Here is a 13,546-nt window from a genome sequence, read left to right on the forward strand (position 1 = left end):
AATACAGAATTTAGCGATTAAGATCCTTAAAAATAGCATTTTGATGAAACTTAGGTATATCTCTTAACCTTTAATTTGCTATAATCTCCCGTTGGACTGTTAATTTGTTGTAGGTTTTCTATGCTAAAAGAAGCATTATCACGGATGGCTGATGTTTTTTTACCCACCGTGTTGATGCGTGGACAAGAGTACCAGCAAAAGGGGTTTGTTTTAAATATTCGTCTTAGCGATGGCTTATTAAAAGCTCGCGTTAAGGGGCGTTCGAGTCAAATTTATGATGTCCATATCGATCTTAAAACTTGGCCTGCAAATCCTGCGCGTTGCAGTTGCGCTTATAGTTTAAACTGCAAGCATGCTGTGGCAAGTTTGTTTGCTTTGCAGGTTAGAGAAAATTATGAAATTCCTGCTCCAGTCCCCAATAAACCCAATCTATCTCTGAACGCTTGGCTTTCTTCTTTGCGTGAAAAAGAGTCTGACGAAAATAAACCCCATAGCAGCCATGAAGTTGTTTATCTGCTCGAACCTGAATTTGGTGATTTTGAACATCGAATCGTGGTCCGACTTGCGATTGTAAAACGACTCAAAAAAGGGGGCATTGGTAAAAAATCCGTATTTAATACCATCACTGAAAGCCGCAAACAATTTTTCCAGGAAGAGGATGAAGGAATCATCGCCTCTTTGCTTTTTAAAAATGGTTCTCGCGGTTGGTTCGATCGGTTATATCTTCGCAATAGCGATTTACTAGAAAAAATTCTGGCGACCAATCGCGCTTATTTGACAAGCGATGCAGAACCTTCTTTAGTGCTTGGTGACGAATTATCAGCACAATTTAATTGGCAGCTTGAAAAAGATGGTACACAATATTTAGTACTCACTTCGGAAAAAGAAATTATTTTGCCGATAGTGTTGGATAAACCTTGGTACCTTGATCAAGAAGAAAATATTATCGGTCCTTTGGACCTTCCTTACAGCGCAAGTCAATTAAAAAATTTATTGAACGCACCGCCTGTCGAATTGGAACAAGCGCCATTTATCGTCAAACAATTGGCAACTACTCATCCTGAACTACCCGAGCCTAAAATTTTTGAACAGCGAATTGTGCATAAAAATACGCCTCAGGCGATGCTAATTTTTGATGCAATCGAATTAGAAACCAGTCAGTTGTCAACTGATAATAATCGTTTATTGATCGTGGAACTTGCCTTCGATTATGAAGGAATAGTTATCGCCAAAACGGAAGCTTGCTCTACACTTTATCGTACTGATGGCAATGAACTATTTGAAATCCAAAGAGATTTAGCTTTCGAAGAACAAAAAGCAAATGAAATCAAAGAAATTCTACAGATTCGCAGTCCTAATCTCTCTGAAAAATTGCGGGCCTGTTACACTTTGCAAGATGAATGGGTTTTAAACCATTATCAAGACGAAAATGATTTACCTCGTTTATATAATCAGGTCATTCCGCTACTGAAAAATAAAGGCTGGCTCATCGAATTTATTCATCCTTTTTATGAAGAATTAATTGATGCCGACGAGCTTGAATGGTTTTCCGAACTTGATGAAAAGGGAAATGATTTTTTCTCTTATCAATTAGGAATTTTGGTGGACGGAAAGCAAGTCTCCATTGTACCTTTGGTAGCTGAGCTGATTGGTCGACTTGGTAAAGATAATCTTGATAGCTTACCTGAGAATGAACGAGTTAAATTGCCTCTATCCGAAGGTAAAGTTCTGCAGGTTAGTCTTGGGCGAATTAAACCGCTACTTCGCTTTCTATTACAGTATGGCCTGCGTCATATTAAATCCGAAAAATCGCTGCAAATAAATCGTTACCAGCTGGTTTTGATGCAAGAAACTGAGCAAGCTATGGCCTGCATTTCCGCCCGTTGGCAGGGTGATACCACCTTGCGCAAACAATTACAGCAGCTCATGAGTTTGATTAATCTTCCCGCTATTGAAATACCGCGAGGCTTGAAAGCTACGCTTCGCGATTATCAACATCAAGGCTTAAATTGGTTACAGTTTTTGCGCATCAGTCGTTTTGGCGGCATTTTAGCGGATGATATGGGCTTGGGTAAGACGGTTCAAACTCTCGCTCATTTACAAGTTGAAAAGGAACAGGGTCGCTTAACAAAAGCGAGTTTGATTGTTGCACCAACCAGTTTAGTGGGTAATTGGTTTGAAGAGGCCAAACGATTTACGCCAGAATTAAAGGTATTAATTTTTCACGGTTTGGAACGCCATGCAGATGATTTTGATAATTATGATCTAATTATTTCCACCTATGGACTTATTCAGCGTGATAAACCGCGATTTATCGATTACCCTTTTTATTATCTCATTCTTGATGAAGCTCAATCGATTAAGAACGCTAGAACAAAAACCACGCAAATCATTCAGCAAATTCCAGCGCTACATCGACTCTGTTTATCCGGAACGCCTTTAGAAAATCACTTAGGAGAACTTTGGTCACTATTCCATTTTTTAATGCCGGGTTTATTAGGCGATGCAAAACAATTCCGTCAGTTTTTTAAGACTCCCATTGAAAAATTGAATGATACTGAAAAAAGACATTTACTCGCAAAACGAGTTCAGCCATTCATGTTACGGCGAAGTAAAAATCAAGTGGCTAGCGAGTTACCCGAAAAAACGGAAATGACTCGTATTATTGAGCTAACCGGTAGTCAGCGTGATTTATATGAAGCTATTCGGATGAGTATGGAGAAAAAAGTTCGTGAAGCGATTGCTAAACAAGGCATCAACAAAAGCCATATTGTTTTACTCGATGCCTTACTTAAATTACGACAAGTCTGCTGTGATCCGAAACTACTATCGATGCCTGAGGCAGAAATTGCCCACGGTACTTCGGCTAAATTAGATACATTAATGGAGTTGCTTGAAAGCTTGGTTGATGAAGGACGCCGAGTCTTAGTGTTCTCCCAGTTTACTTCAATGTTGGAGTTGATCGAAAAGCAGCTCATTGAGCGTCACTATGCTTATTTGAAATTAACAGGTCAAACGCAAAACCGCCAAGCCTTAGTTAATACCTTCCAAGAAGGTAATACCCCTATTTTTCTAATTAGCCTAAAAGCAGGGGGCACTGGTTTAAATTTAACGAGGGCAGATACAGTTATCCATTATGATCCTTGGTGGAATCCAGCGGTTGAAGATCAAGCGACCGATCGAAGCCACCGGATAGGTCAAGAGAATCCCGTTTTTGTTTATAAATTGATTACTGCAGGAACCGTTGAAGAAGCCATTCTTGCAATGCAAAAGAAAAAGCGCCAATTATTTGATGGCATTTTATCGAATAATGCGAGTGGCATGATTAGCTTGACCCCCAATGACGTTGAGCAATTTTTTATGCCTTTATCAAATGATTGAACACTGAATTTTTATTCCGAGGATTGAGGAATTGCAATCCAGATTCTCATGACCTATCCTGTCGAGTGAGCAATTTACGGAGAAAGACTCATGAGACAAATTAAAGCTTTATTGGCCTTTTTGATAACGCTGACCGTTATACCTGTTGGTTTCGCACAATCACCTGCTGGGACATGGACATCAATTGATGATAAAACAGGTAAAAAAAGAGTGGTTGTCGATCTTAAGGTATCAGGGAAGACCTTAACTGGCACAATAGTCAAAGTATTTCCTCAACCCGGTGATACCGGGATTTGCTCAAAATGCTCGGGCAATTTGAAAAACAAGCCCATCCAAGGATTAAGAATAATCTGGGGATTAAAAGATAAAGGGAATGGCGTTTGGGAAGATGGGAAAATTCTCGACCCCAAAAGCGGTAGGGTTTATCACGCGAAAATGACCTTAGAAGGCAATAAACTGCATGTTCGCGGATATGTGGGTTTTTCTGCATTCGGACGTACACAGATTTGGGTGCGCTAAGAGAGATTTTAAGGAGAGGCTTCGAGACGGCCTAACGGCCTCCTCAGCCCGAACGGGATTATAAAACCAGCTAGATGGCCCAATAAATTCATTATTCCTATCCAGTAGAATGTTGGCCCAAGGCTCCACCTAAGAAACCCGTTCGGGCTGAGGAGGCCGTTAGGCCGTCTCGAAGCCTTGGTGAAATGACACAAAAAATCTCTACATTTAAAAGATTCCCTTAGGTACAATAGCAGTCAAGACTCTAGACTCTGCTAAAAATATGACCGAAGTTCAAACACGAAAAAAAACCACAATCGACCCCTTAAAGCGCCCACCGCACTCAGCTGAAGCCGAGCAATCCATCATTGGTGGATTAATGTTGGACAATCAGGTTTGGGATAAAATCAGCACAAAATTATGCGAAGCGGATTTTTATCGTACGGAGCATCGCATTCTTTATCGTGCCATTATTGATTTAGTTAAAAAAGGACAACCTTTTGATGTAGTGACTTTACTCGATATTTTAAAATCGAAAAATGAACTTGATGACGCCGGAGGGGAAACCTATTTATTTGAATTAGCTAACAATACGCCCAGTGTCGCCAACGTTTCGGCTTATGCAGATATCGTGCGCGAAAAATCGGTGCAGCGGCAATTAATTGCAGTGGCTAGTGAAATTGCTGATTCTGCTTATAACCCAGGGGGGCGGGAGGTTAGCGATTTACTTGATTTTGCAGAAACTAAAGTTTTTGCTATTGCCGAGCAAACCGGTGGAGATGGTGGGCCTGAAAGTATTAAATCCATCCTAGTTAAAGCAGTCGAGCGAATTGACGCGCTTTATCATAATGGAGACGTCATTACTGGGTTGGCAACTGGTTTATCCGATTTGGATGAAATGACCTCAGGGTTGCAATCCTCTGATTTGGTTATTGTTGCAGGTCGTCCATCGATGGGTAAAACGACGCTCGTGATGAATATGGCAGAGCATGCAGCCATTCACGCGAAGAAACCTGTTTTAGTTTTTTCTATGGAGATGCCTGCCGATTCTTTAGCCATGAGGATGATGTCATCTCTGGGTCGAATCGATCAGCATCGAATTCGTACAGGAAAATTGGATGATGAGGATTGGCCTCGTGTTACTTCCGCTGTTCACATGTTATCGGAAGCGCCTTTGTTTATTGATGATACGCCCGCCTTAAGTCCCTCGGAAATGCGTGCTCGTTGCCGTCGTTTGGCTAAAGAACATGGGCAATTAGGACTTATCGTCGTGGACTATTTGCAACTGATGCAAGTGCCAGGCTTGAAAGCCGATAATCGTACTGCAGAAATTTCAGAAATTTCACGTAGTTTAAAATCTCTAGCAAAAGAATTAGAAGTTCCGGTGATTGCCTTATCACAGTTGAACCGTAGTTTGGAGCAACGCCATGATAAACGACCTGTGATGTCGGATCTACGGGAATCAGGCGCGATCGAGCAAGACGCGGATTTAATTTGTTTTATTTATCGTGACGAAGTTTATAATGACGACAGCCCGGATAAAGGGGTGGCGGAAATCATCGTTGCAAAACAACGTAATGGTCCAATAGGAAAAGTGAGGGTAGCATTTCTTGGTAAATATACCCGTTTTGAGGATTTGGCATTCAATGGTTATCAAGGGGTAGATTGACGTGGCAAGACCCACTCGCGTGCAAATTGATGAAAATGCACTCTTACATAATGTAAATAAAGTAAAACACTGTGCTCCGAATAGCAAAATTATTGCTATGGTCAAAGCGAATGCCTATGGTTGTGGTATTCCGGCTGTAGTTCCTGTGCTTGAGGGACAGATTGATGCTTTTGGTGTCGCTTGTTTGGAAGAAGCACTGGCTATCCGTGCTCTTGGTATACGTAGCGATTGTGTATTATTTCAAGGTGTGTTTAGCGCAGACGAACTCCATGTGGTTGCAGAACATCGCTTTCAATGCGTGATTCATCAATCTCATCAATTGCAATGGTTATTAAATACTCCACTAACGAACAAGATAAAAGTCTGGGTGAAGGTCAATACGGGAATGCATCGTTTAGGTTTTGTTCCTAATGATATAAACGAGCTTATCACTGCGGTGAAAAATTGCCCCTGGGTTGATGATGATCTTGGCCTCATGACCCATCTAGCTTGTGCGGATGAACCTGATCATCCCGCCAACCAAAATCAATTGCGAGCGTTTAAAGAACTCCATTTACCGCCAATTGAACTGACCAAAAGTATTGCTAATTCTGCGGCTATCTTGGCCTTGCCCGATACTCACGCGAATGTGGTTCGCCCGGGAATTATGCTTTATGGTGTATCGCCTTTTGCTAATCAAACGGGAAATGAATTAGGTTTACTCCCGGTTATGCGCTTTGTTTCAGCAATCAGTGCTATCCATTATTATCCAGCGCAAGCCCGTATTGGTTATGGCGGAACTTGGCAAACCACTAAGCCCTCAGTGATTGGCGTAGTAGCAGCCGGTTATGGGGACGGTTATCCTCGTCATATTGCTCAAAATACCCCCGTATGGGTCAATGGCTATCATGTCCCCATCGTGGGAAGGGTGTCTATGGATATGTTGACTGTCGATTTAACCGATTGTCCACAAGTCAATATTGGTGATCCAGTGGAGCTTTGGGGAAAATATATTCCTGTGGAAACGATAGCTTTGTCTGCCGGAACCATCGCTTACGAATTGCTTTGTCAATTTTCTCCGAGAGTGCGCCAGGATAAGCCTTGATCTCTATCCTTTTTAGGCCTAGTGGTGCGATTTACAAACTAGGCCTATTTGATTTTCTCAACCTAGTGTTCAAGCAACTAATTAATTACGAAAACAGTTTGGACGTACGCAACAGACCTCTAAGAAAGAACTATTTGGGAGTCAAGATGTATGTCACTATCTGTAGTGATCGCGGCTAATCGCGCTAGGCTGCTTGTAAATTGAATGCCAGTCCTAGCATCAATATAATTAAAATTACACTCAGGATTGAAAGCTTGCATGAGGTTATGAAGTTCAGTTATATATTGGGAAGATCTAAGGTTAGTAGTACTTATAGCTTGATCATAAACAAACACCTGTTGCTTCGCTAAATCATGTTTCCACTTTGCGAATGATAATGCACTATGTTGATTACTACTATCGATCAATATGACGAGCGGGAATTGTTTTAATTGATCCATTTCAAATGGTAAACTCAATCCAATATCAAATACTCCAATTGTTAATTCTCGTTCATTAGCTGGGATTTTGTTTTTTTCATTTATCAAAAACTTTAATTCGTTATTAAGTATATTAATCGATCGTTCAGCATCGTCAGTAGCCGTTTCACTTTTTTGTAATTCAGCAAGAAAAGCCCAAAATTGTCTGCGAGTCTGGTCTATCTTTAATAGGCACACTAGATGATTGTTTATACTAAATCTATCAAAGTTAGAATAAGTAATATTGAGCTCTTTTGCGCTGCCAAAATCTATTATTTCGAATTGTAATTTAGCAGGTACATACATGATGTTTTCAGAATGTGAATCATTGTGGGATATATTATTTTGATGAAGATGTATTAATTTTTGTATTAAATCGATTGCAAGTTGAACTCTGGTAAATTTTGTAAAATATTGTATTTTCCCGGTAAAAAAATCCTTGAGATTTATGCCATCAATATGATGAATCATAAACTCATGGACCATCTTACCTCTTGTTTTTGAATTTCGAAAAAAGGATAACTCTGTATGAGTTGTATTTGTTTCAACGACAAGTCCTAATTTACTCAGGGTTTTTACCTCATCTTCGCCATGAAAGGATTCTAGCTTTTTTACAATCCATTTTCCTGTTTGAAGATCTTGTACATATTTAATATTATTGTGTCTAGACAATTTATTATCTGATTGCTTGGGTCTACAATAAATCGCGAATAGCTCTCCATTTTTCACCAAGATATTGTACTTGCATTGAGTATCCTTTTTGCAGTTTAATCCTTCCTTTAACTCGATTGCTTTCAATCGTTCGATTTCGATTAGTGGAAGTAACATGCCTTGTTCATCTATATCAGCTGCATCTATCATGGACGGAATGCAGGGGATTGATATAACAGAGCATTCGTCGGGTCGGGGATTGAAGAATGATTGTAACTCGCGTGTGCCCTGTTCTGATTTGAATTTCATCTTACCTCGATGCATACATTTTATACGATTGACAAATCCGGTGTCCGTGCGTGGATTAAAAAGAAACTTATTGTATTTTAAAGTGTCTTTTGTGTCAAAGAGATTGGTTAGGTACATCCGTAAATTTTGACCCGAGGGGGCCGCACACCTAATCGCGTATTAGTAGAATAATTTAATTCAACCGTGGAATAATAAATGGTTTCAAGGATGGGATAGGGACGAATATATCGAATGGACTAGCCCTAATACCTGAAGTATGGATAATATCTAGACGTGATGGTAGAATGGCAACCGGATTTATGAACCATTACACAGGTGAATTTAAAATGAGAAAAATAGTTTTGGTGTCATCACTTTCTCTCTCAGTCTTACTTACAAGCTGTGCTCAAGTCACAAATGAAGACGTAGGTACCGTGACCGGAGGGGTCGTTGGAGGTCTTTTAGGCAGCCAATTTGGTGGTGGTTCAGGGAAATTTGCTGCAGCTGCCGGTGGTGCGTTAATTGGCGCTTACCTTGGTGGTAATATCGGTCGTACTATGGACCGTCTTGACCGTTTAGAAATGCAGAAGGCGCTTGAAACTGCGCCAACAGGTCGTGCTGTCGGGTGGTCAAACCCAGATACCGGTAATCGTTATACCGTACAGCCTACCAGAACTTATTACACTAACGCACAACCCTGTCGTGAATATATCACCAAAGCAATTATTGGTGGTAAGTCGCAACAAATTTATGGAAAAGCTTGTCGTCAAGCAGATGGCTCATGGAGAGTGGTAGGATAAGATTTTAGTTTGAGCTTGGTTTTTCTGGGTGAAGAATTCTTCATCCAGATATTTTGAATAATATAAAATCTACCTAAAAAAATAATTAAAGATTGCGCCTAATACAGCGCTTCAAAATCAAGTTGTTCTTATCCTCTTAATAATTGTGCCTAATTCTTAATAGTTTCTTAAGAAAATATTGTTAATATGGCGCACAAATCCCGATGAGAGGATGATTTATGAAGTTTATACAATTAGCTTCCGAACTGATCGCTGGTTATGATTTATTACCTGCGCTCATCCGTTCGAACTTTGAGAAAAGCGACGCTGGTCTACTTTTTTCTGCTGCTATTACTGAGGCAGAAGGCGTTATCGCTGAGCTGGAAAAACAAAGAGATGACAGCTGGATATGGAAGGCCTATTATCAAAAGCAAATTGATGAGGCAATAAAAACACTAGCGGGCAAGGCGTTGACGCCGGATGTTACTAATTCTGAAGAATATAATGACCTAATCCACCAAATCATTTTAAAAGTCCTTCCTACTGTTTATCCCGACATTAAATTTTTAACTGCTGAGGAGCAACTTCAGGTTGCAAGTGCTAAGTTCTCAACCTCTTTGCAAAGTAAATATATTTCAGCTAATAACGACGTTAAATTCTACCAAAATCCCTTAATTCCTCATTCTGGTGATCAGCTGTTTTATAATGTAGTGGAAGGCTATAGAGATTCGATAGTTGCAAAATGGCATGACCACTTAGCAGCGGATGAGAACATGTCTCTCATACGAACCCGAATTGCGGAAGGGAAAGGATTTGAGCGTTCTAGAGCACTAGGTGTTTTTTTCCCCTTTCTCAGGGATCCTAGTTTGGCTAATCCTACTTTGCCCGCCGACCAACTGTATAACGCTTATCAAGCGGAAATTGAGACAGCAGAAGAAGAGCATCGAGCACCTAACACAGAAAAAATAGAAGAAGAGTTCTTAACTCAGTTATTATTTCATCAGCTACAAGCGAAAGCCGGTCAGTATATCGATGCGTTACAAATTAACTCTCACAATATCCTCGATGAGTTTAACCAGACTCAAGCTAATTTTCTTGCTAACAAAATTCTTGACGCCTTTAATAACGGCGAAACCTTAGAGATGCATGATTGGCTTGATGATTACCAGGTTGAGTTAAGTAGTTATATACGAAAAAAGATCGAATTAATTGATGGCAAAATATGGCCTTCTCCCAATCTAGATTTAGCAGGGCTAACTGAGCCTTTATCTGCTCTTTGGAATAATTGGGTTACTAACGGTTCAGCTGAGTTTGCTGCAAAAGTAGGAGAGGCACACTATTTTGTACAATACATGGGCGGTGCTTCACAAAATGATAACCCATTTTTTTGGGGGCTCGATGCCTATAACTTATTGCGTAATAAAGACGAAATTGTGGAAACAAAAAATACTTTATTTAATTTATTAATAAAGCCATTTAAGCCACTGATTCAAGAATATCAAGAGATTGCTAAATATGAGAAAAGTTTTTTAAAGCAAATTGTAAGAACAGTAATGCCACTATTGATCATAGCTGCTTTGCTTGTTTTAGTTGGTATGTTATTAACTCCTTTCGGTCTTCCCGAGTTAGCATTTATAGTTATCGCTATACCGACTCTATTTATTGGACTTGCTTTAGCGACTAAATATGTAACCTTTAAAAATAGCCTCACTCTATCATTGCGCCAATGGTGGTATGGCGGACCTTTTGAAATTCCTGAACTTCAAGTCAGTGACAGAATGATATGTGTTTTTGCTGATAAAGAAAGACTTGATGCGGCTCAGACTGACCAAGAAAGAGCGGAGTTGCTTGAAGAATTTCGACCAAGAGCTGAAAAAATTAGATCAATCTACATTGAAGAAATGCAGAAATGTAATGAAAATGAGGCTTATTTTGCTCAACATGAAGTAGGGTTAACTCAAGAAGAGATTCAAGCAAGAAAAGATAATCTTAAAAAAATATACGCCTTAGGCTTCGAATGGTATGACATTCATAGTAATACTAATCTTGGAATTGATGTTGTAAAAGCAGTGGCAGCAAAACGTTTATGTACGATAGCTAATAACGACTATCGATTGTTGCAAGATTATCTTAAAGATTCTGAGGGTGCTTTAATTGATGAGGCTATAAATAATTTAGCCGCCAATTTGAAAACTACTTTATTGCCTCCCATTGATCCATCTGCTGGGCCAGAAATGGGAGATGATGAGGAAGATCGCACTGTCTTTAACCATGGTAGAGCGCCTCAAGTCAGTCTTGTGGCGGTAAGAGCCCCCCTAGTTGCTGCTAGTCAAGCTGATGATATAGCTGCAGAAAGACGTCCCTCTAGCGAAGACGCTCGTTCTGCCTCAGCCCAGCAACCATCGGGTACAAGTCCGTTTAGGCTTTTTTCGCTAAAATGTGCACAAAAAAATAACAAGATTAAGGAAGTTAGCAACGCATTAGAGGAAATAGGCCATGAAGTTAAAATGACGGATCCCTCAAGTTCAAGTTCGCCGGTTATAGGTCTAATGTAGTCTTTTTCAGAACAAGCCCGGACCATGAGCTACTATTATTTGTGCTATATTTAAAGCAGTGGTTCTGTTCATTTTATGATCAGAAACCACTTGTCTTTGCAGAAATATCCGAGACTTAGCATCTTGAGAAAAGTTATCCAGGAGGAAGTATGGCCCACTTAATTTATTCAGCTTTGTCGGAGCCTAGACGTCCTATCGTTTACGTGAGTCCTAAGACTACCGTTTCTCAATGCATTAAGCTGATGATCAAAGAAAACATTGGTGCTGTTGTTGTGCTTGAAAGAAATAATCTAATTGGTATGGTAACCGAGCGTGATATTGTAAGATCTTGTTTATATCGTGATTTGGATCCGCTTAAAACTACAGTAGCAGATGTTGCTTTTTCTAATATTAGTGTGTTGAATCTTTTCGATCCCATCGAAAAGGCGATGGAAACAATTACTGAAACGAAGCGACGTCATGTTTTAATCGAGGAAAATGGAAAGCTTGTTGCTATACTATCAATTGGTGACTTACTTTTTCATTTACTTGAAGATAAAATCCGAGTTATCGAGCAGCTTGAAAATTATATCCATACCTATTAACAGGGAGAGCTTCAAAGCTATCGCTATGTAGTATCTTATGTATTGCTTCATAAGCAATAGTGATTCCTATAATTGATCGTAAACTGTATAGTAAATAAATCAGGATATAGGGATACAAAAATATGCAAGTTTTGTTAAAAAATACGTTGGTTGTTTTTCTCTTGTTCTTTTCTATTCTTGGCTGGAGTGAAGATTTATCTTCATGGTTTAGTAAAGGAGAAAATAATCAAATTAAACTGCGAGTTGATTTATTTTTATCCTCTACTTGCCCGCATTGCCAAAAAGCGGATGCTTTCTTTCATAGTATCGAATCCCAGAAACCTTGGCTTGATGTTCATCGTTATATTATAAACCAAGATAAAGCTGCCTTAGACACTTTTCACCAAGAGTTAAAACAACTTAATATTGACGATTATGCTGTTCCCGCTGTCTTTTTTTGCAATTCACGCTGGGTTGGTTTTGATGACACGGGAGTTGCGGGACAAAATTTATTACGTGGCCTGAATTACTGCTATCACCAAATTAGTCAAAAGGGAAGTCTGGAGCCTGAAACGGTTAGTTTATTAGGGCAGTTATCTAATGCGAGTTGGTTTGATGCCAATATATCTAGCAAGCCATCCCTAGCGCTCTTTACCCTCACAATGGCTTTAACTGACGCATTTAGTCCCTGCTCACTTTTTTGTTTCTTCGCCTTATTTTCTTTTCTCTGGTTGCATAAAGAACTCAAAGAAATGATTGGCTTTACGATTTTGTTTTTATTAGCTTTAATGATTGTTCATCATTTTCAACAAGATCACACCATCTTTTTCTATCAAATTCTCAATTCATTGCGTATTTTTGCTCTGTTAATAGGTTTGGGTTTAATCGCTTATTTGGTAATTATTTATTCGAGAGGGAGCAGTGCTCATCCTAATTTTGCAATTCCGGTTTTGGTTTTTTTAACGGCTGCTATGACTCAAGCTTATCAACAAAATTGCATTCCTAATTTCGGTTTAGTGTATCAACAATGGCTGGATTCTCAAGGATTGACAACGTTTCAAGGTGAAATTGTTGAGATAATCTATCATTTTATTTACGTTATCCCCTTGGCTATTTTTGCAGCTTTATTTATCTATTTCCGTGAGCATAAAATACTACAAAAATTTGATCTGCTTTTAACGCATACCTCATGGTTTTTATTACTCATAATTGGCGTTTTTCTTATTCTTTTGCCCGAGGGACTCTCCTCTTTTATTCTGTCATTGGGAGCACTTGGTTTATCGCTGTTAACTGGATGGTTAACGATAAGAAAATCTTCTCGGTTAGAGCGATGAAAAATAAAAATTCACCATCTGATTTTTTTCCAGTTGCTTATGATGTTGAAGAAGGCAAAAACTATTATTGGTGTAGTTGTGGGAAAAGCAGAACTCAGCCTCTTTGCGATCGCAGCGATTGTGGGAGTAAAGCGGTGGCCTACCATGCTGAGCTCACTGAAACAGTTTTTTTTTGTGGTTGCAAACTAACAAAGGATCCCCCCTTATGCGACGGCTCACATGCCCAGCTTCTTTTTGACTATTTAAAGAATAAATCAAAGAAATAATTCGCAGGTTAATGGTGTTG

The 13,546-nt window shown here is 39.5% G+C and carries 10 protein-coding genes; 9 read left to right on the forward strand and 1 reads right to left on the reverse strand.

All coding sequences use genetic code 11. The features are described 5' to 3' along the window. The first annotated feature begins 120 nt into the window (after positions 1-120). The 4 genes from Ldro_RS12760 to alr all read left to right on the forward strand — a co-directional run bounded on the left by Ldro_RS12760 (position 121) and on the right by alr (position 6,632). On the forward strand, positions 121-3,381 hold the full coding sequence (locus Ldro_RS12760) for a DEAD/DEAH box helicase (protein WP_058496813.1): 3,261 nt from the start codon (positions 121-123) through the stop codon (positions 3,379-3,381). A gap of 90 nt (positions 3,382-3,471) precedes the next feature. Then, positions 3,472-3,900 (forward strand): DUF2147 domain-containing protein, encoded by a 429-nt coding sequence (locus Ldro_RS12765; RefSeq protein ID WP_058496814.1) that lies wholly within the window; start codon positions 3,472-3,474, stop codon positions 3,898-3,900. 262 nt (positions 3,901-4,162) lie between these two features. After that, a complete protein-coding gene (gene dnaB, locus Ldro_RS12770; protein WP_058496815.1) occupies positions 4,163-5,548 on the forward strand; it encodes a replicative DNA helicase in 1,386 nt (461 codons plus the stop codon). Position 5,549: 1 nt separating this feature from the next. Then, positions 5,550-6,632: an alanine racemase gene (gene alr / locus Ldro_RS12775; RefSeq protein WP_058496816.1), complete on the forward strand. Its 1,083-nt coding sequence runs from the start codon at positions 5,550-5,552 to the stop codon at positions 6,630-6,632. Positions 6,633-6,751: 119 nt separating this feature from the next. On the opposite strand, the gene Ldro_RS12780 is transcribed toward alr, so the two are convergent. Further along, a complete protein-coding gene (locus tag Ldro_RS12780) occupies positions 6,752-7,951 on the reverse strand; it encodes a protein kinase family protein (protein ID WP_162263977.1) in 1,200 nt (399 codons plus the stop codon). A 425-nt stretch (positions 7,952-8,376) separates the two neighbouring features. On the opposite strand from Ldro_RS12780, the gene Ldro_RS12785 reads away from it, so the two are divergent. The 5 genes from Ldro_RS12785 (at position 8,377) to Ldro_RS12805 (ending at position 13,526) form a co-directional block, all read left to right on the forward strand. Further along, a complete protein-coding gene (locus Ldro_RS12785; protein ID WP_058496950.1) occupies positions 8,377-8,829 on the forward strand; it encodes an RT0821/Lpp0805 family surface protein in 453 nt (150 codons plus the stop codon). A 218-nt stretch (positions 8,830-9,047) separates the two neighbouring features. Next, entirely contained in the window at positions 9,048-11,363 is a 2,316-nt protein-coding gene (locus Ldro_RS12790) for a hypothetical protein (RefSeq protein ID WP_058496818.1), read from the forward strand. A 149-nt stretch (positions 11,364-11,512) separates the two neighbouring features. Further along, on the forward strand, positions 11,513-11,947 hold the full coding sequence (locus Ldro_RS12795; RefSeq protein WP_058496819.1) for a CBS domain-containing protein: 435 nt from the start codon (positions 11,513-11,515) through the stop codon (positions 11,945-11,947). Positions 11,948-12,069: 122 nt separating this feature from the next. Further along, positions 12,070-13,260 (forward strand): thioredoxin domain-containing protein, encoded by a 1,191-nt coding sequence (locus Ldro_RS12800; RefSeq protein ID WP_058496820.1) that lies wholly within the window; start codon positions 12,070-12,072, stop codon positions 13,258-13,260. Continuing rightward, positions 13,257-13,526: a CDGSH iron-sulfur domain-containing protein gene (locus Ldro_RS12805; protein ID WP_058496821.1), complete on the forward strand. Its 270-nt coding sequence runs from the start codon at positions 13,257-13,259 to the stop codon at positions 13,524-13,526. Before Ldro_RS12800 ends, Ldro_RS12805 begins: the two co-directional genes overlap by 4 nt. Positions 13,527-13,546: the final 20 nt, after the last annotated feature.

Origin of the sequence: Legionella drozanskii LLAP-1, from assembly GCF_001467585.1 — a bacterium.
Classification (GTDB): domain Bacteria; phylum Pseudomonadota; class Gammaproteobacteria; order Legionellales; family Legionellaceae; genus Tatlockia; species Tatlockia drozanskii.

What these genes read in the sequence shown, in the direction of transcription:
- Ldro_RS12760 (WP_058496813.1), top strand. Translation starts at nt 121, where the DNA reads ATGCTAAAAGAAGCATTATCACGGATGGCTGATGTTTTTTTACCCACC.
- Ldro_RS12765 (WP_058496814.1), top strand. Translation starts at nt 3,472, where the DNA reads ATGAGACAAATTAAAGCTTTATTGGCCTTTTTGATAACGCTGACCGTT.
- dnaB (WP_058496815.1), top strand. Translation starts at nt 4,163, where the DNA reads ATGACCGAAGTTCAAACACGAAAAAAAACCACAATCGACCCCTTAAAG.
- Ldro_RS12780 (WP_162263977.1), bottom strand. Translation starts at nt 7,951, where the DNA reads ATGATAGATGCAGCTGATATAGATGAACAAGGCATGTTACTTCCACTA.
- Ldro_RS12785 (WP_058496950.1), top strand. Translation starts at nt 8,377, where the DNA reads ATGAGAAAAATAGTTTTGGTGTCATCACTTTCTCTCTCAGTCTTACTT.
- Ldro_RS12790 (WP_058496818.1), top strand. Translation starts at nt 9,048, where the DNA reads ATGAAGTTTATACAATTAGCTTCCGAACTGATCGCTGGTTATGATTTA.
- Ldro_RS12795 (WP_058496819.1), top strand. Translation starts at nt 11,513, where the DNA reads ATGGCCCACTTAATTTATTCAGCTTTGTCGGAGCCTAGACGTCCTATC.
- Ldro_RS12800 (WP_058496820.1), top strand. Translation starts at nt 12,070, where the DNA reads ATGCAAGTTTTGTTAAAAAATACGTTGGTTGTTTTTCTCTTGTTCTTT.
- Ldro_RS12805 (WP_058496821.1), top strand. Translation starts at nt 13,257, where the DNA reads ATGAAAAATAAAAATTCACCATCTGATTTTTTTCCAGTTGCTTATGAT.